This window comes from Candidatus Vallotia laricis, assembly GCF_020541325.1.
Lineage (GTDB): Bacteria > Pseudomonadota > Gammaproteobacteria > Burkholderiales > Burkholderiaceae > Mycetohabitans > Mycetohabitans laricis.
Genome location: NZ_CP047399.1, coordinates 719054 through 745875 on the forward strand (window position 1 = coordinate 719054; position 26822 = coordinate 745875).

Sequence of the window (26822 nt, forward strand, 5' to 3'; positions counted from 1 at the left end):
TAGAGATTTTGTAGTACGCTGTCACTATTACATAGATTACACTGATTGTAATTTCGCGATTGTGAGAACAAGCCACTTTGTACCGTATCGCTTAAATGAAACACAAGCTTTTGCGTTTTCGCCATCTCCTTCTAGTTCGGTGATCCTGCCTTCTCCAAATTTCTTATGGAATACAGCTGCACCGATCTGAAAAGCACTTTGTATATCATCTTTCTGATCACACAACATTGGCATCGTTGAATTATCAAGACGGGTATCAGTAAAATGGTTTTTCTGCCGCCTATCACAGGCAAGCCAATCACCCCCCCTTAATCCAGAGCTGTTACCTAAACCGGTGCAATGCCTCTGACGTAGACTGTCCGGTCTAGGCTGAATCCACCTCAAAACTCTAGCAGGTAATTCATTAAAAAATCGAGAACGTACACTGTAACGTGTTTTTCCATGTAACATCCGACTTTGGGAGAATGATAGATAAAGAAATTCTTTGGCGCGCGTGATTGCAACATACATGAGACGACGCTCTTCTTCTAGCCCATTCTGTTTTGTTACGCTACTTTCATGTGGAAACAAACCCTCCTCAAGTCCAGTGACAAAAACGGCTACAAACTCAAGTCCCTTAGCAGCATGTACCGTCATCAATTGAACTACATTCTTCGTAGAATTGGCCTGATTATCACCAGCCTCAAGTGATGCATGTGACAAGAACCCAGAAATTGGCGTTATATAGTTGTAATTCTGCTGGGATCCGTCGACACTTAGCGCATCCGCCCTGACTTGCTCGTTATCATTGTCTACTCCTTGCATAGACTTATGGAGCTTAGCTGTGAACGAAAATGACATCGAGTATGCGGACACGGGACCATAACCTTCCTCAATCACGAATGCGCCAGCTGCATTAACCAGTTCCCGCAAGTTTTCGATGCGACCCAGATTTTCTGGATCATTAGAGTAGAATTTTTCTAACCCGCTCAGTTTAATTACTGTATTAACCATCTCTGGCAAGCTCATAGAGCGGGTCTCATTATTTATCTGTTCAATCAACGCAAGAAACTTGCCTAATAATTGGCCGGCCCTGCCTGTCACATACGGGACTGCTTGTAGCATAGAGCAATTGTGTATACGCGCAGTTTTGGATAGTTGCTCGAGCGAGCGCGTACCAATGCCACGGGCTGGAAAATTAACCACCCGATCAAACGCAGTATCATCACTCGAATTAATAATCAGCCGAAGGTAGGCAAGAGCATGTTTAACCTCTTGACGCTCGAAAAAACGTAGGCCACCGTATACACGATATGTAATTCCAGAATTGACCAGAACATGTTCGACCACGCGTGACTGCGCGTTGCTGCGATATAGAATTGCAATCTCGTCTGGTGATAATCCCGTATCGATAAGAGCTCGCACTTCTTTTGCAATCCAACCGGCCTCCTGTGAATCAGTCGTTGCCTTATAAGCATGCACTGGTTTTCCGTGACAAGCATTCGTACGCAAGTTCTTGCCGAGCCGTTTCGAGTTATGTGCGATCAGCGTATTAGCTGCGTCGAGAATATTGCCGTGTGAACGATAATTCTGCTCAAGCTTAATCAAGTGCCGAACATTAAACTCACGTTCGAAGTCAAACATATTACCCGCATTGGCGCCACGGAAGGCATAAATTGACTGATCGTCATCTCCAACTGCGAATATTCCATTACGCTCTCCAGCTAGAAGTTTTATCCACGCATATTGAAGCTTGCTAGTATCCTGGAACTCATCAACTAGAATATGCCGGAAACGGGACTGGTAATATGACCGTAGAGTTGAATTATGTTGTAGCAGCTCGTACGAGCGCAATAACAATTCTGAAAAATCGACGACTCCTTCGCGTTGACATTGTTGATCGTAGGCAGAATACAGATCAACCCACTTGCGATTGTAGTTATCGCTAGCATCGACATCTTTGGGCCTTAAACTTTGCTCTTTCGCATTATTAATAAAGTACTGAAGATTTTTTGCGGGATATTTCTCGTCGTCAACGTTTAGGCTTTTTATCAACCGCCTGATTGCCACTAATTGGTCTGCCGAGTCTAAGATCTGAAAGGCTTGTGGCAAACCGGCATCCTGATAATGCGTGCGCAGCATCCGGTTACATAGTCCATGGAAGGTTCCAATCCACATGTTGTGTGTATTAATTGGCAGTATTACATCCAATCGCATTAACATTTCACGAGCCGCTTTGTTCGTGAAGGTAACAGCTAAAATATCAGCAGCATTCGCTTCGCCACATGAAATCAACCATGCAATCCTAGTAATAAGTACACGCGTCTTTCCGCTGCCAGCGCCGGCTAGAATCAAAGCCGGTTCGTTCGGCAGCGTTACTGCTGCATATTGTTCTAGATTGAGATTAGCAAGTAAATCAGACACGAGCGGCTTTAGTCATAAAAACAAGCCTATTATTATATCGACACGGTGTGCTCGATACACGACGGTTAGGAGACTAACGTCTCCATTATAATAGATCCCACTGCATTTTCACCGCCTTTCAGGCAGATTTCGACAATGAGCAATAGCGCTATTACGCTTGCAAAAAATTTTGAGCCGTCAACGATTGAAGCATATTGGTGTTCAGAATGGGAGAAACGTGGCTACGCGAGGACAACTTTGGACTCGCATCGCCCTAACTTCGCGATTCAATTGCCTCCGCCAAACGTGACCGGTACGCTGCACATGGGTCATGCATTTAACCAGACTATCATAGATGGATTGGCACGCTACCATCGAATGGACGGCGACAATACATTATGGGTACCCGGCATGGATCATGCGGGCATTGCCACTCAAATCGTTGTAGAACGACAACTCGACGCACAAAAACAATCACGGCAAGCGCTAGGACAAGAGCGCTTTGTTGAATGTGTCCGCCAATGGACAAAGAAATCAAGCGCCACAATCACTCAACAGATTCGGCGGCTTGGCGCATCGATCGATTGGTCGCGAGAATATTTTACGATGGATGATGGTATGTCTCGGGCTGTCATTGATGTATTTGTTCGCCTCTATCAGCAGGGGCTTATCTATCGTGGAAAGCGGATTGTAAACTGGGATCCAAAGCTAAGGACTGCAGTATCAGATCTAGAGGTAATTAGCGAAGAGGAGGATGGAAATCTATGGTATATCCGATACCCACTCGCTGACGGCTCAGGCCATCTAACCTTAGCAACCACGCGGCCTGAAACGATGTTTGGAGATGTTGCAGTGATGGTTCATCCACGGGACGAACGTTACATGGCATTAATCGGTAAGACTCTTATACTACCGCTAGTGGGACGTAAAATCCCGATAATCACTGATGATTACGTAGAGCGCGAGTTTGGAACAGGAGCAGTCAAAGTTACACCAGCTCATGATTTCAACGACTATGCGGTCGGGAAACGTCATGGATTAGCGCAGATTATTGTGCTTACACCTGATGCAAAGATGAACGACAATGCACCGGCTGCTTATCGTGGTCTTGACCGTTTCGCTGCACGGGAGCGCATCGTCGCAGATCTCAGCGCACTCGGTATGCTTGAATCGATTAGGCCACACCGATTGGTTGTACCGCGCGGTGATCGTACAGGATCGATTATCGAGCCGATGCTTACTAATCAGTGGTTTATCGCGATGAGCCAACCGGCGCCCGAAGGCACATTCTATCCAGGTCAATCAATAACGCAAATCTCACTTGACGTAGTAAGGCGTGGTCGCATCAAATTCGTTCCCGAAAACTGGACTACCACATACTACCAGTGGCTTGAGAACATCCAGGACTGGTGCATCTCGCGCCAACTGTGGTGGGGGCATCAGATTCCCGCATGGTATTCCGATGATGGTCGAGTATTCGTCGCACACAGCGAATCTGATGCGCTTGCACAGGCCCGATTACAAGCCTATAACGGCACGCTTAAGCGTGACACGGATGTGCTGGATACGTGGTTTTCTTCCGCACTTGTTCCATTCTCTTCACTTGGCTGGCCAAAATCCACACCAGAACTCGAATATTTCCTTCCGTCAGCTGTATTAGTAACAGGTTTCGACATCATCTTCTTCTGGGTTGCCAGAATGGTGATGATGACCACGCATTTCACCGATAAAGTGCCGTTTCATACTGTGTATGTTCACGGATTAGTGCGCGACGCTGAAGGACAAAAGATGTCTAAAAGTCGCGGCAATACGCTCGATCCAATTGATATTATTGATGGTATAGACTTAGAGTCGCTTGTTGCTAAGCGCATCACTGGGTTAATGAATCCGGATCAGGCGGTATTAATAGAGCAAAAGACACGCAAGATATTTCCAAATGGGATTCCTGCCTACGGTACTGATGCACTTCGATTCACAATGGCCTCGATGGCTACGCTTGGGCGTAATATAAACTTTGATCTTTCGCGTTGTGAGGGCTATCGAAACTTCTGTAACAAATTATGGAATGCTGCACGGTTTGTTCTGATAAAGTGCGAGGGACATGATTGTGGCATCGTTCCATACCAGAGCGACCCCAAGTCGCGCAGAGTGTTCAACTTTTCCCCGGCTGATCGATGGATTGTATCACTGTTGCAACAGGTTGAATCAAACGTTGAGAAAGGCTTTTCCAACTACCGATTTGATAACATTGCAAGTGCAATTTATAAGTTCGTCTGGGATGAGTATTGTGACTGGTATATTGAGTTAGCTAAGGTTCAGTTGCAGATTGGTACGCCGATTCAGCAGCGTAGCACGCGGTGCACACTACTTATAGTGCTTGAGACAATCCTGCGGCTTGCACACCCGTTGATACCATTTATTACTGAATCGTTATGGCAGAAAGTTGCGCCACTAGCAGGTCGGTATCCCGTGGGAACCGCGCCTGGCGATGCCTCTATAATGAGGCAACCTTATCCGCGCAGCATGTCCGAGAAATGCGATAAGAGGGCGGAACAGTGGATCACCGAACTAAAGACAATAGTCGATGCATGTCGTAATTTACGTAGCCAGATAAATCTAGAGCCAGCAACGCGAGCAGGGCTGATAGCTAGCGCAGATACAAGCTTGAATGCAATGCGCCTGATGGAATTCTCACCTTATGTGCAAGCGCTTGCACGGTTATCGGAAGTTCAGGTGCTCGAAGACGAAGCCGATCTTAATCAACAGGCGTTCGGTGCGCCCGTTGCAATAGTCGGCACGATTAGGCTTGTACTGAAGGTCGAAATTGATATTACCGCGGAACGCAGGAGGCTGACCCGTGAAATTAGCCGTATTATGGGTGAACTAGCTAAGTGCAACGCAAAGCTACAAAATAAGTATTTTATGAATCGTGCACCGATTGCTATCGTCTCCCAAGAGCAGAAAAGATTATCAGATTTTAGATCTATGCTAACAAAACTTTCTGAGCGTCTTAGTCAACTTTCGTCATAAGGTGCATATAATCTATACTACAGAAATGATATCTGATGGGCTGTCTATTTTCTCAATATCGGTCTAACCTAGTACAACCGGAAACAAACGGGGTAATTGAAGATGCTTAAAGTTACTAAGGCTGTTTTTCCAGTGGCGGGTCTTGGCACGAGATTCCTTCCGGCCACAAAGGCAAGCCCAAAAGAAATGCTTCCAGTAGTTGACAAGCCATTGATTCAGTATGCGGTTGAGGAGGCAATTGCCGCTGGGATAACCGAAATGATTTTCGTGACAGGCCGTAGCAAGCGCGCGATCGAGGATCATTTCGATAAATCATATGAGATAGAATCAGAACTTGAGGCACGTGGAAAGCATAAGTTACTCGAGTTAGTGCGCGGGATCAAGCCAAGCCACGTTAACTGCTGCTACGTTCGCCAGCCCGAGTCTCTCGGACTCGGGCATGCAGTATTGTGCGCGGAAAAACTCCTCGGCGAAAACCCATTCGCAGTCATTCTTGCCGACGATCTTTTATACGGTCGGCCGCCAGTGATGCAGCAAATGATCGAAGTATTTAATCACTACCATAGCTCAGTGATTGGCATCGAGGAAGTTCCGCATGAGGAAACGAAGTCATATGGTATTATCGATGGAAAAGAATGGGAGGATAACATTGTCAAGATATCAGGCATTGTTGAAAAACCAGACCCCCAAGTAGCGCTATCTAATTTTGGCGTGGTTGGGCGCTACGTACTAAAACCTCGTATCTTTAGTCACTTACGCGCACTGAGGCCAGATACAGGCGGTGAATTGCAACTAACTGATGCAATCCAGTCGCTGCTTGGAGACGAGCAAGTGCTTGCATACAAGTATCACGGGACACGCTTTGATTGCGGAAGTAAGCTTGGCTATTTAAAGGCAACGGTCGAGTTTGCACTACAGCACCCAGAGGTTTGTGAAAAGTTTTCAGAATACTTGCGTACTCGCTCTCCTATATTAGAAGGTTAATACTGTGACACGGTGCCTTAACTGGCGCCGATTTTACTTAACGCCGACGAATCAGGAATATGCACGTCTTATTATCACAAGTAGTAACTTCGAGTAATTTGTTGCTAGTCTGCCTAGAAAATGCTGCAAAATCCTGGTACGCGCTAGGATCTGTCGCCAGCACTTTTAGAATCTGACCGCTTTGCATATCTGCCAATGCTTTTTTTGTGTGCAATATCGGCAATGGGCAGGACAGCCCACGTGTATCAACTTCCTTGTGGATTTCCATTGAATCCCCACTATTTAGCTTGCACGCTATGCCTTAGCTTAAGCGCGATGAGGTTTTGTTTGGATAATCTATAAATTATAGTAAGAACAACGCTGCGCGTTTATATCACTAGCATACTGGTTTAGTAAAACTTAATTCATTATTATTGAACGATTCAAGAGGCACTATCACATCGATACAATATATATCTTCTAGTATCGAATCGAACTTACTACCTTACCTGTAGTGAATTTAGTTCTCTGAAATTACGCCAAGATTCTTCTAATAACGAAAACTAAGTATCTTAATCTATATGTTATTTCTGCAGTACGTGATAGCAATAATACTGGACATTATAGTCCAGTAGTGCAATTTTAAACTATCAGGAAGCGCGTAGAATACAAAATATTCATCCGCTCGTCACCCCTAAAAGAACATAGAGTTGTCCTCTAACGGCTATAGACCATCAAATAGCTTATAAATAGGCGTTTTCCTGAGTAACCGGTTCTGCATTACACATCTCATATAGCGTAATTCCCATCAATAGCAATCTAATCTGAGATATGAAAGTATAAAACCTTCTATAATCATACTATAGTACGATCATTAAAAGTCCAGTGAATTACTGGCAGCAGATAGTTAATCTATCGCGCTGGACTTAAATACACATTGATAATGCGCCTAAATAATTGTTGATATCTTATAGATGAGTGGAAACGTTATATTTATAGTTTTGTCTGATACATAAGATTTTATACTTAATTGTCAGTATGTAATATCAAATGATAGTACATATCATAACGCAAATTCAGATAAAATATACGGTACACTCGTACCAATCTTTTAATAAATATTAGGAGAATCGGAAGTTCTGTGGTAGCAAGACCTGCTTAGAGAATATTGAAACTTATTCTAGTGTATCTAGAAAAGCTGGTACCAATTACAATCTATTACTACTTCACCTAATAATTTTCCAGACGCAAACCGTAGGCGTTGCTATGTTATATACGAGTGTGGCCAGATTAGGTTACTTTATCTGTCTCGTTATTTGCTAGATCACTGACCATTTATGTAGTAAACTTACAATCGTGCTCGGACCCATTCTTTAACACTGAGCAGTGCCTCTGGTAGACGAGACGGATTATTACCACCTGCTTGCGCTATATCTGAATAGCCTCCTCCACTGCCCCCCACCTGCTTTGCAACGAAATTAACTAGATCGCTAGCCTTAACATTTTTACTTGCACCGGGCGTTACGCTAGCAATTAGTCTGATTTTACCGCTATCAACACTTGCTAGCACGATCACAGCACGATCAAGCTGATTTTTTAGCTTGTCAACCGTTTCACGTAGCATTTTTACATCAGCACTCTGAAGCTCAGCCGCTAATACATGCACTCCCGCTACGTTAACTGCTCGGCTCGAAAGTTCATCTCTCGAGCTTGTTGAGAGTTTCGATTTTAATTGTATTACTTCCTTTTTAAATGCCCTCATTTGGTCCCGAAGGTGCGCGATACGCGGAGCAAGCTCTATCGGTCGAACTTTTAATACTGAAGCAGCTTCTTCAAGCATCGACTCTAATCTATGCACATAGCGCACTGCATTATCACCAGTAATCGCTTCAACGCGGCGGATATGTGCCGCTACGCTGCCTTCAAACGTAATCTTGAACAAACCGATATTACCAGTATGCTGCACATGCGTCCCACCACATAACTCCCTCGAGAAACCTAGTTCAATCATACGGACCTCGTCAACATACTTTTCGCCGAACAGCGCTGTAGCTCCTAAGCTAACAGCGTTATCGAACGATAATATTTGAGCAATGCTCGGAGTATTAGCTAATACCTCAGCATTAACTAACATCTCAACACTATGGATCTCATGATTGCTGAGAGGCTTGTGGTGTAAAAAATCGAAACGAGTTTTCTCTGGATTAACTAGCGAACCCCTTTGTTGAACATGTGGACCCAGCACCTTACGCAGCGCTTTATGCATTAGATGCGTCGCTGAGTGATTGCGTGTAATACGAGCACGTCGCTCAATATCGATATAAGCACTAACAACATCGCCAACCCTTATCTCGCCCCTCTCAAGGACGCCATAGTGACCGATTACGTTAGTCCGGACCTTCAATGTATCGGACACGATAAAGTGTGTCACTGTATTAGTAATCACTCCTCGGTCTCCGACCTGTCCACCTGACTCCGCATAAAAAGGCGTCTGATCAAGAATAATAACGCTCTGGTAGCCTGCACGAAGCAATGGCACCGATATACCATTGATATATACCGCTACGACAGTAACATCACTACACAAATACTTATCATAGCCATGAAATATAGTCTGACCACCTATATAATCAAGCTCCCGAACTATCTGAAACTTAGCGGATGCCCGTGCTTGCTCGCGCTGGCGCCTCATCGATTTATCAAACGCTGCGTCGTCGACATCGATTCCCCGTTCACGGCAAATATCCGCTGTCAGATCTAGGGGAAATCCATACGTATCGTGCAGCTTGAATGCAAGCTCACCGTCGAGAACCTTCATACCGCGCTCCGTAAGATCTGACAAAATAGCTTCTAGAATTGATATCCCCTGCTCAATAGTCTCAGAGAAACGCTTCTCTTCTTGACATAGCACATCTGTTACATGACTCTGCGCCATTTTTAATTTAGGATATGCCTCCCCCATTTCATCGACTAGATCTTCAACTAGTCGATAGAAGAATGGACGCTTATACCCAAGCTTATAGCCGTGTCGGATTGCACGGCGCACGATGCGTCGTAGCACGTAACCACGCCCCTCATTACCAGGCATGACGCCATCAACAATCATAAAGCTACATGCGCGAATATGGTCCGCAATTACCTTTAAAGAGTTATGCTCGAGATCTGATGTGCGGGTTACCCGAGCTGCTGCAGCAATGAGCCGTTGAAATAGATCGATTTTGTAGTTGCTATGCACGTGTTGCAAGACCGCCGCCAGCCGCTCCAGGCCCATGCCGGTATCGATGCACTGTTGTTGCAACGGCCTAAGATTGCCTTGCGCATCTCGATTAAATTGTATAAACACGAGGTTCCAGATCTCAATAAAGCGGTCACCACTCTCGTCAGCTGATCCAGGTGGCCCACCCCATACTTGTGGTCCGTGATCATAGAAGATTTCAGAGCATGGCCCACAGGGACCAGTGTCGGCCATTTGCCAAAAATTATCTGAGGCATAGCGCGCACCTTTATTGTCACCAATACGAATAACTCGCTCAAGTGGCAGACCGATTTCGTTACTCCAGATATGAGATGCCTCATCGTCCTCGTAGTATACGGTTACACTTAACTTCTCTGGCTGTAGCTTATAGACACCTGTAAGCAGCTCCCATGCATAGTGAATCGCATCGCGCTTAAAATAGTCACCAAAAGAGAAGTTTCCGAGCATCTCAAAAAATGTATGGTGCCGGGTAGTATAGCCAACGTTCTCTAGATCATTATGCTTTCCACCAGCTCGTATGCTTGGCTGCGAGGTTACGGCCCGCGAGTATGGTCTGGTTTCGGTGCTTAAAAACACATCCTTAAATTGCACCATTCCAGAGTTTGTAAACAATAGAGTGGGATCGTTAGGGGGTACAAGACTCGAGGAATGAACGATTGTATGGCCCTTTGATTCGAAAAATCTTAGGAACTTCTCGCGGATTTTAGCAGCCTTCATAGCATACTCCGAGTAGTCGTCGCTGACGAGCTAGCGTATCGCGTAAATCCGGATATAAAAATATTCCGTTTAATAGTTTTATTATACGGGATGTGCATATACCTCTTACCCCTATATAATTTCCGCACTTGTCTGGAAACATATTTAGTTTATAAAGTCTTAATTTTTAAGCTTGCTGCTTCAAAATTATAAGATACGTCTTTGGTTAAAAGCACGAAATTAACTACGTCTCGCTGAGGCAAGTCTAGCGCGACCCTCGAAATTTCTCGATGAGTTTTGCGATGAGCCCGCTGCTAGGCCAAACGGAACAGGGATATAAGCTACTAACCTAGCAAAAAATGAATGCTTGCCGATCATTAACTATCATGCCAATGATTTTTTTGGGGCGCATAGTCTATTTAGAACACCTACGTCTATCATATTACGCGAATAGGAGTTATTAATATGGGAGCATGCACATAGCTTAAACCGGAACTTTGGTACGATCTTGACTATTGAAGGAAACCGTGCCTGAGATTGCATGATAATAAACAAGGTAGATCCCATGCTCCATCTACCGAGGATTTCTGGTATGGTAAAGCTTTACTTGATGCTAACCCTACCCCCCCATAAGCGAAGGTATATCGCTGAATATTTATGAGCTGAATACTGGCGTTAAACTTCTGTTTTTCTGTATCATATATATCACTCAGTAGGTCCACACCATTAGACGGGCTCAATCTTTTAAGAAAATTAAGAAATCTACATAGCTAAACTTTTAAAGTTTTTTGGTCTTTTATCAAAAAATAAGTAATATACTTTCTAAGTAAAGTGAATAAGATTTTTTTATCACCAGCCGGAATTATAGAGCAACAACCTATATACATTACACGGTGCAAAGAATAATTATTAATATTTAGCCCAGACGATTTTGCCGCCCTGGGCACCCACTATATGTTTTTTTAAAAGGCAACAATAACCAGAAAGTAGACAATACTGAGCGATTGATGGAAGAATTATTATTGAGAAAGTATTACTCTTTAACGCATTCGGCGTTTATGTTTCCTTAGATTATTGATTTGTATCAGTGTATGCACACAGAAACGCTTAAAATTCTAGGCGCAATATAAATAATAAGTTTTTATAACTATTAAGTTTATAGCGGCACTGTAATCTTACCTTATTGTTTTTCTGAATTATTACATCAGATAAAATACGTGTCGCACACATCGATCAGCTCAGATAGGTTCGGGTTAGGTCCCATATACGAATGAATATTGAACGCAATAACGACTTAAGATCGGGCGATAAGCATAATCTTAAGTCAGCCATCTACCCTGACACACCAATACATGCATCAGATAAATCTGTTGCTAGCACATCGAATTTTATCCGCAATATCATCGATAACGATAGGCGATCCGGTAAATGGGGGCAACGGGTTGAGACGCGCTTCCCACCGGAGCCAAACGGTTACCTACATATTGGTCACGCTAAAAGTATCTGCGCAAATTTCGGTATCGCTCGAGACTATGGTGGTGTTTGCCATTTGCGTTTTGACGACACCAATCCAGAAAAAGAGGATATGGAGTATGTCAACTCAATAATTGATGCAATTCGATGGCTTGGCTTTGATTGGAAAAGGGGGGATTGTGAGCATCTGTACTTTGCAAGCGATTACTACGATCAGCTGTTCACTTTTGCTGAACTACTCATCCAGCGTGGCAAGGTTTATGTAGATAGCCAAAACTCGGAGCAGATCCGTTCGACTCGCGGTACACTTACTATGCCGGGTATTCCATCACCATATCGTAATCGCACTTCAGAGGAAAACTTGCGACTATTCCGCGAGATGAAAGCTGGAAAATTTACTGAAGGTGCCCATGTATTGCGTGCAAAGATCGATATGGAGTCGCCGAATATTAATATGCGCGACCCGGTTATTTACCGAATCCGCTTTACTAGTCACTATCGCACCGGCGATACATGGTGTGTTTATCCGATGTACGACTACACACATTGTATCTCCGATGCGCTAGAGAACATTACGCATTCATTATGCACACTTGAGTTTGAGGATCACCGGCCACTATATAACTGGTTTCTATCCGAGTTAACCGATGCAGGTGTTTTTATCCGTCCTCTACCGCAGCAAATTGAGTTTTCTAGACTTAACCTGACGTATGTAATTACAAGCAAACGCAAGCTATTACAACTAGTTGAGGGAAAATATGTAGATGGATGGGATGATCCACGCATGCCGACGATCGCCGGGTTACGTCGACGGGGTTTTACGCCGGAGAGTATCCGTCTAATGTGCGAACGTACCGGGTTAACTAAAGTTAGTTCATGGATAGATTTCGGATTGCTCGAAGCAGCATTGCGTGAAGATCTAGACGAGAAGCATCCTAGAGCGATCGCCGTACTTGATCCACTTAAGCTTATTGTAGACAACTATCCAGAGGATAGTGAAGAAATATGCACCGCACCCGTGCATCCACACCACGCGGAGCGTGGTACTAGGACTTTCCCGTTCTCTCGGGAACTGTGGATCGAGCGCTCTGACTTCAACGAGAAACCACCAAAGGGCTATTTTCGACTGTTTCCGGGCAATCGCGTGCGGCTTCGTTATGGTTTCGTTGTTGAATGTACTGGCGTAGACAAGGATAATAATAGCAATATTATTGCCGTACATTGCAACTATTTCTCAGATAGCAAATCTGGCACCCAGGGTTCTAATAATTACAAGGTTAAAGGCAATATTCACTGGGTTAGCGCCGCGCATGCCTACTGCGCTGAAGTACGACTGTATGACAGGCTGTTTAAAGAGCCGCATCCAGATGCTAACGGTCGAGACTTTCTTGAGGCGCTCAACCCAAATGCAAAGCGTGTAGTAACCGCTTACCTAGAGCCTGGTGCACAACAGTTTCTGCCTGAAGAACGAGCTCAGTTTGAGCGACACGGTTACTTTATTGCAGACCGAGTTAACTCGGTGCCGGGGAAACCGGTGTTCAACCGGATTGTTAGCTTGCGAGATAGTTGGAGTACATCCTCATAGCAGGAGGTTATGCCCCGGGAGAGGATATGGAGTTGTTGGTTGCATATTAAGACAACTATGTGCCCTTAAGGGTGCTATTGTCGGTGCTAGCCGGCTTCTGAATCAAGTTGTCTATCATCAGCGGAAAGCCATCTATTACTAATAGCGTAGACAATTTTCTTGTCCACCTCGTTCACTCTATTAAAATTAGAGTATCACGTAGGTAGCTGCGCTGTAATTAGATTATTAGGTTTGCTAACACAGGGGATATACACTTTTGGTCAGCAGAGGTTTCAATATTCGACAAATCGGTATATCGGGTGATCATATCATGATATACAGTGAGTCATTACTATCCAGTAGATAATTACCAAGATTAGTGTAAAAGAATTTACTGTATATACAGTACTTATCGGAAATTTTGTTCGGCTGAAGATGTTCTGGATGTTCTACCGGAGCGGTAATAATAGCTTTGACGTCATCTTAGTATGACTAAGTATGGCATTATACAGCGTTTTCCTAGTAATTATCTTACTAATGTGGATATCTTATTCACCATAAATTTTATTTCTAGCTTATATCACTATAACTAGTGAGTGTTAGCAGAATGGTTATATCAGTTCTAGAATAACTTGCTTAGCGAAACTAGATAGTGCTGCCGAAGAATTCTTAAATAAGAGGGCTTCACTTTGTTAGATCATATAAAACTAGTTTTTTTCAAAAAAAGAACTTATGGGAAAGATGATGGAGCCCTCGAGTGAAGTAAAATGCAGTCGCCTCATCGAGAGGATGTCCTGGTACTAATTAATTTCTCGATGCTCTGGTACGACATACTCAAAGTCACTACTCTCCTCTGGAAAAAAGTAGGAGTACGATACTCGTATGAAATACAGTATGTACACTAATTTATTAAGTGCTTTACTATAAAAAATCGGTGCATTCGATCTATCAACTCATTTTCAATATCAAGACGCTCGACTCGTTTTTATATTAAACTGATATCTAACCTGGAATCTAATAAGCAAATTCCTCTGGGGCTAATGAAGTAGCTACTTAATGTATATAGGTATTTAATAGGGCCATAAGTCGAAGTTGCATTTATATTACTGCAGACCGCATAAATATCTATCTGAATACACGAACAGGGCAGCTCTCGAGTTGCCCAAAAGTTTGCTATCTCTCTAGCTGTAACCCTATTAAGAGATTATCTAAGCTCCTCAAATCGCAGGGTAACTTTTACAATGCTATTGATAGCAAGATAAACGTACTCTACGTACTCCTCAATGAATTTGGAGTACGTAGATCTTAGAGTAGTCCCGTACGCTGTTCAGATTTATATCCCCATATAACTGGAGGCTATAGTACATAGCACGTAGGCTGCCGCAGAAAAGCCAAAGCTTCCGGTTACGCAGACGCTGGATCCGAAGCCTGCGCAGTTGAGCCCACCTGACGCTAGGCTAGCCAAATCACCAGTTTCTGCTCGTGGATAAATTAACGGCTCATCAGAATAGACTGCCCGAATGTTAAATTTTTCTTTCGGCTGTCGTGAAAATCCGTAATGTTTTCTCAACTGCGCTCGCACCTTGCGTAATAGAGGATCTTGAATTGTATGAGCTAAATCATCAATACAAATACGCGCTGGATCAATCTTACCGCCAGCGCTACCTACTGTTACTAGCGGCACTCGGTTCCGCATACACCATGCGATCAGTGCTGTCTTAGCCCGTGTGCTGTCAATAGCATCGACAATGAAGTCGCATTCAACATCCAGCAAAGTATCTAGATTATCTGCCTCGATAAAGTCATCGATTTGCGTAATTATACACCGCGGATGGATTGCCTCGATCCGCTCGGTCATTGCATAGACCTTTGATTTTCCATAATTAGCATTCAGTGCTTGAATTTGGCGATTTGTATTACTTTCCGAAACATGATCCATGTCAATCAGTGTTATGTGACCGATTGCATGGCGTGCTAGTGCTTCAGCCACCCACGAGCCAACTCCTCCGATACCTACAATTATAATATGAGAGCGCTCGAACTTCTGAAGGGAGACTGCACCATATAATCGCGATATGCCGCTAAATCGGCGTAGATAGTTTTCAGTTTTGAATTTCACGGTTTCTGGGGATGGGTCAGATATTTCATAACTTAACTCATATGCTATAAATAGCACAGAATAAATATGGTATAACTTTTGGAGGAAAAAGAGATACTGACAGGTGCAATGCGATATAGAGTAAACATATACTCTACTATGTATCCCATAGCAGCCGACTTATCGATCAGGTGGGCTACTATCATCGTTTGTCGATATAATATAATTATAGTAGGCATTTATATAAAATGATCTCCCTCTTTGATATACGAAAAAACTATATGCTTGGCACATTATCAGAAGCCGATATCCATGCTGATCCGATTAAGCAGTTTGAGATCTGGTTTGAACAAGCCATCTGTGCCAAACTTCCCGAACCGAATACAATGACACTATCTACCGTTGATGAGCGTGCTCGTCCAAATGCACGTACCGTTCTAATTAAGGGAGTCGATGTACAAGGTTTTACGTTTTTTACTAATTATCAGAGTCAGAAAGGTCTCGAACTAGCATGCAACCCTCACGCTACTCTGCTTTTTTATTGGATCGCACTAGAAAGACAAGTCCGCATCAAGGGAAAAGTAAGTAAAATTATCGACAAAGAAAGCGATACTTATTTTACATCTCGCCCTCTTAGTTCCCGAATTGGAGCGTGGGCTTCTAGGCAAAGCTCGGTTTTACACAATCGAGAGACGCTAGAGGCGCGTGTAGCATACTTCACGGCAAGGTTTGGAAATAACCCACCTCGACCCCCACACTGGGGCGGCTACCGGCTAGTCCCAGACGAAGTCGAGTTTTGGCAAGGACGACCCTCACGGCTACACGATCGAATTCAGTACCTACGCAATCTAGACAATACATGGAAGACTATGCGCTTATCTCCATGAATCCATCGACTATGTTCTATTGATCTATGAATCTAGATCTTGCTAGGTTAGCTCATCGAGCTATGAATTTTGTATTAAATAATTATTTATTTTGACTTTTTATTAGAAATATTTTACATATAGAAAAATATAGTCATTCATACGCATATTCTAAAAATAGAAAAAATAAAACATAGTAAAAATAAATGAAATATTCTTCCCGGGAAGATATCATCAATCATGATCCGCTTGTAAACAAGCTATGTTAACAACCTTAGTAATGCACAGCAGTTGCGATTTAGATAAAATCTAGGCAGTGTGTAACCTACAAAGTCTTGTCTCACACTATAGCAGTCTAATTGACTGTATCACATCAATTTGATAATCTACCGCTTGCAGCTCTAGCAGCTGACCTCATAGTTCTTAACTCTTGAGAGGTATTAGATCCTACTTATATTAATCAGCAGTACGAATGTGTTAATCGCGCTATGGAATCTGGCTTAGTATTTAGCTCTTTCACTACGCTACTAGTACACTTAACTAAGTTGTACGCCACACTCACCTCGTGCAACTCCAGCAATAGCATGAGCATAAATGCTTGCTTTATCTAACTGCTGTGCTTCAACCATTACTCGTAGCACCGGTTCAGTACCAGAAGCACGGATTAGCACTCGTCCAGACTGGCCTAGTGCTTTCTCAACCTGAGCAACAGCCTTACGAATCGCGAAGTTATTTCGCCAGTCAGTACCAGGTAACATTTGTACGTTGACTAACGTTTGTGGAAATAAAGTTAGCCCGCTAAGCAATTGAGCTAGCATCTGGCCACTACGCTTAATTGCTGCAAGGACCAGTAGCGCGGATACAATTCCGTCACCAGTCGTATGGCGGTCTAGAGATAGGATATGTCCCGAGCCTTCGGCACCAAGCTGCCAACCTCGTTCAAGTAGCTGCTCTAAGATATAACGATCACCTACAGCAGCACGTACGAATTTAATGCCAAGTCGCTGCAATGCGATTTCTACGGCTAAATTCGTCATTAGAGTGCCAACTGCTCCTGGCACTGATCCATGCGTGACTATACGGTCCTTCAAGAGTATATATAAGAGCTCATCGCCGTTATATAGACGGCCGGTCGCATCGACAACCTTTAATCGGTCTGCGTCGCCGTCTAGCGCGATACCTAAATCTGCATGATTAGCACGTACCGTAGCAACTAGCATATTAGGTTCAGCCGAATCACCCTCGTCATTAATATTAAAACCATTCGGAGAAATACCGAGCGATACGACCTCAGCTCCAAGCTCATGAAATACATGCGGCGCGATTTGATATGCCGCACCGTTCGCACAATCAACGACAAGTTTTAGTCCGTGCAAGTTAAATTCGGCCGGAAATGTACCCTTACAAAACTCAATATATCGTCCTGCTGCATCATTAAGTCGATATGCTTTTCCAAGCTTCTCGGAGGGTACACAAGCCATCGGTTGTGCGATCTGGTTTTCAATTGCATATTCAATCTCATCTGGAAGTTTATTACCGTGGCTCGAAAAAAACTTAATACCGTTATCATAATAAGGGTTATGTGATGCGCTGATCACAACGCCAGCAGCTAGACGTAGCGTTCGTGTTAGGTAGGCAATTCCCGGTGTAGGTATTGGTCCAGCTAGCATTACATCGATACCGGCTGCAAAAAAACCAGCTTCTAAAGCTGCCTCGAGCATATAACCTGAAACCCGTGTGTCCTTTCCGATTAATACGGTTAGTCGCTCACTACACATAGTATTTACTCCGGATAATACCTTGCCCACTGAATATCCAAGACGAAGCATAAAATCTGGAGTAATAGGTTGTTCGCCTACCTTACCGCGGATACCATCCGTACCGAAATAACGACGAATCATATCAGACGCCTCTTTCTCATACTACACAACACTATCATAGATATGCCTAGCATCGATTACAATTTATTATTGCTCATCACATGCATAGATTGAGCGTGGTACCATGGACGTCCATTTATCGCTTGCCAAACCTTTAATGCATCCACTGTTGGCGCAACATCGTGTACACGTACAATCGCTGCCCCTCTATCGATTGCAGCTAGCATACCAGCAAGACTACCAGCTATTCGCTGCTTCGGTACTCTACGACCTGTAGCTGCGCCGATCATTGACTTACGTGATAGCCCCACGAGAGTCGGCACACCAGTAGGTATAGCACGCGGCAACTCACGCAGTAGCGTAAAGTTGTGCTGAGCCGTCTTGCCAAAACCAAATCCTGGATCAACACAGAGCCGGTTCGAAGCGATTCCGGCTTGCTCTAGTGAACAAATGCGCTCGTTGAGAAAGTCGCGGACATTTGCACTAATGTCGTGGTACTGCGGTTTATGTTGCATTGTACTGGGTGCGCCTTGCATGTGTACCACACATAGCCCACAAAAAGTGTCTCGCACTGCATCAAGCGCGCCTGGCTGACGAAGTCCCCGGATATCATTAATAAAGTCTACGCCGACATTAAGTGCAGCACGCATTACCTGAGGCTTGTACGTATCAATTGATATTGGCACACCCGCATTAAGTAACTTTTCAATCAGAAATAGTACACGTTCTAATTCCTTGTCAAGCGTAACTAACGGTGCGCCAGGCCGCGTTGATTCACCACCGATGTCAATTATGTCCGCCCCTTCGTCAATCATCTGATGAGCTCGTGCATATGCAGTGTTATAATTGACGAAACACCCACCATCAGAGAACGAATCTGGCGTCACATTCAAAATACCCATTATTAGAGGCCGTGCCAGTTTCAGCTTGAAGCGACCACATTGTAATATCGCGCCGTTAGCTGAACTAATCTTTTTAAAGGTATTAGACATTAAAAAACATGTCTCCATAAAAAAATGACAAAAGGCTGGTGATTAATTCACCAGCCTTTTTAAAAACCGATTGGTTACGCGGGAGTTACTGAGCCCGTCTCAGGCTTTACCTCAATGCATCCATCCGTATCGCTGCTTGTAATTCCACCGGACGGTGGAGGTAAATTATTTGGCGGAAGAGGGTCATTTCCAGACATAATATTGTTGATCTGGTCGGCGTCAATTGTTTCCCATTCACGTAGTGCTTTAACCATTCTCTCAACTTTCTCTCGGTTCTCCCCGAGAAGTCTACAAGCTAGCGTATATTGCTCATCAAGAATTCGGCGAATCTCTGTGTCGACTTTCTGTTGCGTTGCCTCGGAAACTGAGCGTGCTGAGATTCTACCAAACATGCCATCCTGCTCAGTATCAATATAAACCATTGTCCCCAGAACATCGGACATGCCGTAGCGTGTTACCATATCACGAGCCATCTTGGTTGCTCGCTCAAAGTCATTCGACGCACCAGTAGACATCGAATTTAAGAAAACTTGTTCGGCGGCCCTTCCGCCGAACAAGATCGTAATCTCTTCGAGCATCTTATTACGATATAGATTAATGCGATCATGCTCAGGCAACTGCCATGTGACTCCCAGAGCCCAGCCGCGTGGCATAATCGTCACCTTGTGCACTGGATCGGCATTCGGTAGAAGTTTTGCTATGACCGCATGGCCCGACTCATGATACGCAATATTTCGACGCTCTTCTTCACGCATCACAGCTGACTTTCGCTCTGGACCCATGAAGATCTTATCTTTAGCATCCTCAAAATCCTGCATTTCAACGCTACGCTTGCTCCGACGTGCAGCAAATAGGGCCGCCTCATTCACTAGGTTCGCAAGGTCTGCGCCAGAAAAACCTGGCGTGCCGCGTGCTACTACTGAAGCATCAACATCGTTTGAAATAGGTACTTTGCGCAGATGGACTTTCAGAATCTGTTCTCGTCCACGAATATCCGGTAAACCAACGTAGACCTGACGATCGAAACGTCCAGGCCGCAGTAGTGCTTTATCGAGCACATCGGAACGATTTGTCGCGGCAATTACAATTACACCAGAATTAGCCTCGAAGCCATCCATTTCGACTAACATCTGATTTAGCGTTTGTTCGCGTTCATCATTTCCACCGCCCATACCCGCACCGCGATGACGCCCAACTGCGTCGATTTCATCGATAAATATAATGCATGGCGCGTGCTTCTTAGCCCGTTCAAACATGTCTCGCACACGTGCGGCACCAACACCGACGAACATTTCAACAAAATCCGAGCCCGAAATACTAAAGAATGGTACTTTAGCCTCACCTGCAATCGCACGTGCTAGCAGTGTTTTTCCGGTTCCAGGTGGCCCAATAAGTAACACGCCGCATGGAATACGACCCCCCAGCTTCTGGAATTTTAATGGATCGCTTAGAAAGTCGACTAGTTCATATACTTCATCTTTTGCCTCATCACATCCTGCGACGTCAGTAAAATTCACAGCATTGTTATTTTCATCAATTAATCGCGCACGCGACTTGCCGAACGAAAATGCCCCACCCTTACCGCCGCTCTGCATCTGTCGCATCACGTAAAACCAGAATCCAATTATTAAGATCGTCGGACCAAGGTAGTACAACGCGGATACTAATACGCTTGGCTCACCATCGGCTTTTCCGCTAACCTGCACACCATACTTCATTAAATCACCGACCATCCAAATGTCACCAGGCGACACAATCTGGTATTGTTGACCCTGAGTAAGAGTAATATCGAGGTTTCGGCCCTGAACAATGACGCTCTTAATTTTACCGTTCTTCGCGTCATTCATGAACTGTGAATACGTGACGCCGTCCTCGACATGAGTCTTGTCAAGCTGCCTGAAAATCGTAAATAGCACGAGTGCGATGACTAGCCAAACCGCTGCCTTGGAAAACATTTTGTTGTTCAACGCACGACTCCTTTACTCATATAGGACGGCATCCGACTTATAGCCTAAATTTTATAACTTTAGGTATTCTAATCTAGCCCATCCTCTCTAGCCGTAGCAATTGACTCTCAACTAGATAGCAAAAAACCTAAAGCGTTTCGGCATTGCGCTGTGCAATGCCGAAACAGCACACTATCTAAGATTGATATCATTATATTCATGCTCGCGAATTCTTCAGTCCTCGACCAAGAATAAATATTTCTGAAGATTTGTCGCGAGAAGCTTTCGGTTTACGCGATACCACACTTCTGAAGTGATGCTTAAATCGCTCGACGATCTGACTGTATCTACTGCCATGAAAACACTTAACTAATAGTGCCCCGTTTAGTATTAAGTAATCTTGTGCAAACTCAATCGCCAAATCGCATACGTGCTCAATCTGCGCCGCATCTGCTACCTGGATACCCGACAGGTTGGGGGCTATGTCCGAAATTACAAGATCTATTGTGCGGCCATTAATAGCCCTTACTAGCTGCGTTAGTGCTACATCGTTTCGAAAGTCTCCCTGAATAAATTTCACGTTGGAGATAGGCTCCATTGGCAATATATCTAATGCAATAATCGTTCCATTTATTCCGCTATCAGCACGGCAATAGCTAGATACCAACCTATTCCGCGCATATTGACTCCAACTTCCAGGTGCAGAGCCTAGATCGACAATTACCTGTCCAGGTTGAATTAGATGATCTTGTTCATCGATTTCTTTAAGTTTATACACGGATCGTGCTCGATATCCTTCAATATGCGCGCGCTTGACATACGGATCATTAATATGATTATGCAACCATGATTGATTAAATTTAGGCATAAAAATTCAAATTTAGTTCGAGTAACAGCTTTTGGGCGGATAATAAGCTCTTTAGCTCCCGCTTGTCACACTCAATCTATATGCCTGCTCTTACCCTCTCATCCTCTGAACGTACTGTTCTACGCTCGCAAGTTCATGCGCTAAAGCCAACTGTCCTAATAGGCTCAAGCGGCTTAACAGATGCAGTAATCAATGAGATTAATATACAGTTAAAAGCGCAGGAGCTAATTATAATCCGAGTACTCAGTGGTAATCCCTTAGCTTTCTGCAACAAAATCTGTGATCGTCTATCAGCGGCATCTATTCAGCATATCGGCAAGCTACTTGCTATCTGGAAGCCGCAATGTGCTGATAATACCCTCTCTACTACGAGCCGTAATACAACGAGAATTTATGCCGCACCGCGTGTTGTTAAAATTGTAAAACTATCTAGCGCAACACGGCGCCCAAAACCATATTGGATCAAAGTGCTTAGTAATGAACGCCTTACCTCCGATGGTAATGTCAAAAAAGCGAAAAGGCGACAGATCAGTCTGAAGCGCCAGTATCAATTCAAAAAGTAGGCGGAATTTATCTGATAACGAAGTTAGCTATCCTAAACGCAATAATCTATGGCATGCTGACCATACAAAGGATAGCTAATCGAATAAACATTTTAGCAAATTCAAATATCAGAACACCAGTGACCAACGCTAATCATATCGGTGCATGGAAATAGCAGGACATTAACCTTACCTGCTCTCACAAGATCGAGAGATGCGAATAAGGGCAGCACGCTAAGTAGCGCGATACTAATAAAGATAACCAATAGCATTGTGAAAAGACAAAACACATGCTGTGTAATCATCGCCTGAGTTCCGCAGAATTAAGAGGGGGATAATACCTACTCCCCTACTCATAATGCACTGCGATTATCTCGTACTCTCGCACGCCACTGGGTGCCTGCACTTCCGCTACATCCCCCTTTAATTTACCAATTAACGCGCGAGCAATCGGTGAACTTACCGAGATTAGGCCATGTTCAAGATTTGCCTCGTCATCCCCAACGATTTGGTAGGTAACCTTCTCCCTCGAATCAAGATCTTCGAGATCAATGATAGCGCCGAATACAACTCGCCCATCTTTATCAACTGACTTTGGATCGATAATCTGCGCAGTCGATAATTTTGATTCAAGTTCAGCAATGCGCCCCTCAATAAATGCTTGCTTTTCTTTTGCGGCATCGTACTCGGCATTTTCCGATAAATCACCTTGTGCACGAGCCTCTGAGATGGCTTGAATTATCGCTGGACGCTCGACCGACTTTAATCGTTGCAATTCATCACGCAGTTGGTCAGCACCGCGCTTTGTCAGTGGAATAGTGCTCATAAACAACTCAGAATTAAAAAATTACCGCGGTTGACCGTATCCCATATTTAGGATACCGCCCAACCGCGGCTTATGGGGCTACTTTAAGTACCACCAACAGGCATAAACTTTTACTACATTTATTCCAACTGAGGTAATTAGTTTAGGCGAGCATGGAGCCCTTGTAAATCATAGACCTTAAGGTTTTTTAAGTATCGCAAGCCTTCAACTGCAGCACGAGCGCTTGACATCGTCGTGTAATAAGTAACTTTATTTGCTAGTGCGCTCATACGAATTGAGCGAGAATCAGCGATCGCTGCCCGGGTTTCGTCAACAGTTGTAAAGACGAGGGCAATCTCGCCGTTCTTAATCATATCAACGATATGCGGTCGACCGTCCTTAACTTTATTGACAACTTTGACTGGCACGCCTGCAGATGTAATAGCCGCCGCTGTTCCTTTTGTCGCGACTAAGGGGTATCCAAGTTCATGAAGCATGCGTGCTACCTCAATAGCCTTAGGCTTATCTGCCTCCATGACAGTTAGTAGTACAGTGCCCGAAGCAGGCAGCCGCGAGCCTGCTGCTAATTGAGATTTAAATAATGCTTCGCCGAACGTATATCCAATACCCATTACTTCACCGGTAGAACGCATTTCTGGCCCTAGCACTGGATCAACAGCCGGGAATTTAGCAAACGGAAGCACCGCCTCTTTTACGCTAAAGTAGGGCGGCTTAATTTCACGTGTTACACCCTGCATAGCTAGCGTTTGTCCGACCATTGCACGCGCAGCAATTTTAGCTAGTTGTAGCCCGGTTGCCTTCGATACATACGGCACTGTACGGGAGGCGCGCGGATTTACCTCCAGTATATAGATGACGTCGGATAATGTGCCGCCAGTTTGCGGCACCTGCTGGATTGCGAACTGTACATTCATTAGCCCAATTACGTTCAGCGCACGTGCCATTGCTGCAGTTTGCAATTTAAGTTCGCTTACAGTTGAATCTGATAGAGAATAAGATGGAAGCGAACAAGCGGAATCACCGGAATGTACGCCAGCCTGCTCAATATGCTCCATAACACCGCCGATAAAGACGGAATTTCCGTCACAAATACAATCTACATCACATTCGATAGCATCATTAAGGAATCGATCAAGCAATACTGGTGAATCATTGGATACTTTAACCGCTTCGCGCATGTAACGTTCTAAATCACGGGGCTCATGTACAATCTCCATTGCTCGGCCACCTAAAACGTAAGAAGGACGCACAACAAGAGGATAACCAATCTCGTTAGCTAGCCGAAGTGCTTCGTCTTCAGTACGCGCAGTTCGGTTCGGCGGCTGACGCAGATCGAGTAACTGTAATAGCTTCTTGAAGCGTTCACGGTCCTCAGCTGCATCTATCATATCTGGCGATGTGCCAATAATCGGAACACCATTGGCCTCCAAATCTAGCGCGAGCTTTAAAGGTGTCTGTCCACCATATTGGACAATTACGCCGAGCGGCTTTTCTTTGTCGACAATCTCAAGCACATCTTCTAGCGTTAGCGGCTCAAAATAGAGTCGATCCGACGTATCATAATCCGTTGATACGGTTTCTGGATTACAGTTGACCATGATTGTTTCGTAGCCATCCTCACGCATTGCTAGCGCAGCATGCACGCAGCAATAATCGAATTCTATGCCCTGACCGATTCGATTCGGGCCGCCGCCTAATACCATAATTTTTTTATTTATTGTTGGCTGAGCCTCACATTCCTGTTCATACGTAGAGTACATGTATGCGGTTTTTGTTGAAAACTCTGCTGCGCAGGTATCTACACGTTTATATACTGGACGCACATCTAACTGAATACGTCGAGCACGTACCTCAGCTGGTTTTGAACCTAAGATCTTAGCTAGACGCGGATCTGAGAAGCCACTTTGCTTTAAGTACAAAAGCTCATCGCGAGATAGGCTATCTAGCGAGCGTGTAGTGAGTTTTTTTTCTTTTAGGACGATTTGCTCGATTTGGGCGAGGAACCAAGAATCAATTCCTGTTTCCTCGAAGATCTCATGGCGTGATAAACCTACGCGAAATGCATCACCAACATACCATATCCGGTCTGGACCTGGCGTACTAATTTGCTCGATTATCTCGTCTCGGTTTGTGGACTTTTCATCTAGCCCATCCACGCCTACTTCCAGCCCGCGCAGCGCTTTCTGGAACGATTCCTGGAACGTGCGTCCAATTGCCATGACCTCGCCAACAGATTTCATTTGAGTGGTTAAGTGCGGATCGGCCTCGCGGAATTTTTCAAAGGCAAAGCGCGGTACCTTGGTTACTACGTAGTCAATCGTCGGCTCGAACGATGCTGGAGTTTGGCCGCTGGTGATTTCATTTTTTAATTCATCTAGTGTATAGCCAATCGCAAGCTTGGCCGCTACTTTCGCGATTGGAAAACCCGTTGCTTTTGATGCAAGCGCAGAAGATCGCGATACGCGTGGATTCATCTCAATCACGATCATGCGACCATCGAGAGGATTAATCGCAAATTGCACGTTAGATCCACCAGTATCGACCCCAATCTCACGCAGTACAGCAAGCGATGCGTTTCGCATCAACTGGTATTCTTTATCGGTTAGCGTTTGTGCGGGCGCAACAGTGATCGAATCGCCGGTGTGGATTCCCATCGGATCAAGATTTTCGATCGAGCAGACGATAATACAGTTATCGTGGCAGTCACGAACGACCTCCATTTCAAACTCTTTCCAACCTAGCAAAGATTCCTCAATCAGTAGCTCACGCGTGGGCGATAGATCTAAGCCACGTTTACAGATCTCCTCGAACTCGATGCGGTTATATGCAATCCCCCCCCCCGAGCCACCAAGTGTAAACGACGGCCGAATCACGACTGGAAAGTCTCTATCTCCAGTTGCTTGAGTAATCTCGGTCCGGACCTTTAGCGCTTCTTCCCACGAGTGCGCAATTCCTGACCTAGCGGAGCTTAACCCGATCGAATTCATTGCTTGTTTGAACTTCTGCCGATCTTCGGCTTTATCGATTGCTGTATACGACGCGCCAATTAACTCAACACCGTATTTATCTAGCACACCGTGTCGATGTAAATCTAGGGCACAGTTCAGCGCAGTCTGCCCCCCCATTGTTGGCAAGACTGCATCGGGATGCTCTTTGGCAATAATCGCCTCAACAACTTCCCAGGTGATTGGTTCAATATACGTGACGTCAGCCATATCCGGGTCAGTCATAATAGTTGCCGGATTACTGTTAACTAGGATTACTTTGCAGCCTTCCTCACGCAGAGCTTTGCATGCCTGTACGCCGGAATAGTCAAATTCGCATGCCTGGCCAATAATAATCGGCCCAGCGCCGATGATCAGAATACTATTGATATTTATCCGCTTAGGCATAACGATACTCATTAGTATGTAAGTATGCGCGTGTATCGCGCTGATATT

15 protein-coding genes are annotated in these 26822 nt (G+C 44.5%); 5 read left to right on the forward strand and 10 right to left on the reverse strand.

The features are described 5' to 3' along the window. Positions 1–36: 36 nt before the first annotated feature. Positions 37–2403, reverse strand: a complete 2367-nt coding sequence (locus GKR41_RS02755; protein ID WP_226809661.1) for a UvrD-helicase domain-containing protein — start codon at positions 2401–2403, stop codon at positions 37–39. A 135-nt stretch (positions 2404–2538) separates the two neighbouring features. Between GKR41_RS02755 and GKR41_RS02760 the strand changes: the two genes are divergently transcribed. Both GKR41_RS02760 and galU read left to right on the forward strand, forming a co-directional pair. Further along, positions 2539–5412, forward strand: coding sequence for a valine--tRNA ligase (locus GKR41_RS02760; RefSeq protein WP_226809662.1), 2874 nt, complete (start codon positions 2539–2541; stop codon positions 5410–5412). Between the two features lie 102 nt (positions 5413–5514). After that, positions 5515–6396: a UTP--glucose-1-phosphate uridylyltransferase GalU gene (gene galU, locus GKR41_RS02765; protein ID WP_226809663.1), complete on the forward strand. Its 882-nt coding sequence runs from the start codon at positions 5515–5517 to the stop codon at positions 6394–6396. Between the two features lie 37 nt (positions 6397–6433). Here galU and GKR41_RS02770 read toward each other — a convergent pair whose 3' ends face one another. Together GKR41_RS02770 and alaS are read right to left on the reverse strand one after the other, a co-directional pair. Continuing rightward, positions 6434–6664 carry a sulfurtransferase TusA family protein gene (locus GKR41_RS02770; protein WP_226809664.1) on the reverse strand — a complete coding sequence of 77 codons (231 nt, stop codon included), beginning with the start codon at positions 6662–6664 and terminating at the stop codon, positions 6434–6436. Positions 6665–7723: 1059 nt separating this feature from the next. After that, positions 7724–10348: an alanine--tRNA ligase gene (gene alaS / locus GKR41_RS02775; protein WP_226809665.1), complete on the reverse strand. Its 2625-nt coding sequence runs from the start codon at positions 10346–10348 to the stop codon at positions 7724–7726. Between the two features lie 1249 nt (positions 10349–11597). Here alaS and GKR41_RS02780 point away from each other — a divergent pair. Then, positions 11598–13385 carry a glutamine--tRNA ligase/YqeY domain fusion protein gene (locus GKR41_RS02780; protein WP_226809666.1) on the forward strand — a complete coding sequence of 596 codons (1788 nt, stop codon included), beginning with the start codon at positions 11598–11600 and terminating at the stop codon, positions 13383–13385. Between the two features lie 1312 nt (positions 13386–14697). Here GKR41_RS02780 and GKR41_RS02785 read toward each other — a convergent pair. After that, the gene (locus GKR41_RS02785; RefSeq protein WP_320412909.1) at positions 14698–15483 is read right to left on the reverse strand and encodes a tRNA threonylcarbamoyladenosine dehydratase; all 786 of its coding nucleotides are present in this window, start codon (positions 15481–15483) and stop codon (positions 14698–14700) included. Positions 15484–15710: 227 nt separating this feature from the next. Here GKR41_RS02785 and pdxH point away from each other — a divergent pair, with 227 nt between their 5' ends. Beyond that, on the forward strand, positions 15711–16349 hold the full coding sequence (gene pdxH, locus GKR41_RS02790) for a pyridoxamine 5'-phosphate oxidase (protein WP_226809667.1): 639 nt from the start codon (positions 15711–15713) through the stop codon (positions 16347–16349). A gap of 515 nt (positions 16350–16864) precedes the next feature. Here the strand turns inward: pdxH and glmM are convergent. The 4 genes from glmM to GKR41_RS02810 all read right to left on the reverse strand — a co-directional run bounded on the left by glmM (position 16865) and on the right by GKR41_RS02810 (position 22014). Continuing rightward, on the reverse strand, positions 16865–18229 hold the full coding sequence (glmM, locus tag GKR41_RS02795; protein ID WP_226809668.1) for a phosphoglucosamine mutase: 1365 nt from the start codon (positions 18227–18229) through the stop codon (positions 16865–16867). Between the two features lie 56 nt (positions 18230–18285). Beyond that, positions 18286–19200 carry a dihydropteroate synthase gene (folP, locus tag GKR41_RS02800; protein WP_226809669.1) on the reverse strand — a complete coding sequence of 305 codons (915 nt, stop codon included), beginning with the start codon at positions 19198–19200 and terminating at the stop codon, positions 18286–18288. 74 nt (positions 19201–19274) lie between these two features. Next, positions 19275–21167: an ATP-dependent zinc metalloprotease FtsH gene (ftsH, locus tag GKR41_RS02805; protein ID WP_226809670.1), complete on the reverse strand. Its 1893-nt coding sequence runs from the start codon at positions 21165–21167 to the stop codon at positions 19275–19277. 196 nt (positions 21168–21363) lie between these two features. Beyond that, entirely contained in the window at positions 21364–22014 is a 651-nt protein-coding gene (locus GKR41_RS02810) for an RlmE family RNA methyltransferase (protein ID WP_420885647.1), read from the reverse strand. A gap of 80 nt (positions 22015–22094) precedes the next feature. Here GKR41_RS02810 and GKR41_RS02815 point away from each other — a divergent pair, with 80 nt between their 5' ends. Further along, positions 22095–22577 carry a YhbY family RNA-binding protein gene (locus tag GKR41_RS02815; RefSeq protein WP_226809671.1) on the forward strand — a complete coding sequence of 161 codons (483 nt, stop codon included), beginning with the start codon at positions 22095–22097 and terminating at the stop codon, positions 22575–22577. A gap of 328 nt (positions 22578–22905) precedes the next feature. Here GKR41_RS02815 and greA read toward each other — a convergent pair whose 3' ends face one another. Together greA and carB are read right to left on the reverse strand one after the other, a co-directional pair. Beyond that, positions 22906–23382: a transcription elongation factor GreA gene (gene greA, locus GKR41_RS02820; RefSeq protein WP_226809672.1), complete on the reverse strand. Its 477-nt coding sequence runs from the start codon at positions 23380–23382 to the stop codon at positions 22906–22908. A 137-nt stretch (positions 23383–23519) separates the two neighbouring features. After that, a complete protein-coding gene (carB, locus tag GKR41_RS02825; RefSeq protein WP_226810240.1) occupies positions 23520–26774 on the reverse strand; it encodes a carbamoyl-phosphate synthase large subunit in 3255 nt (1084 codons plus the stop codon). Between the last annotated feature and the right edge of the window lie 48 nt (positions 26775–26822).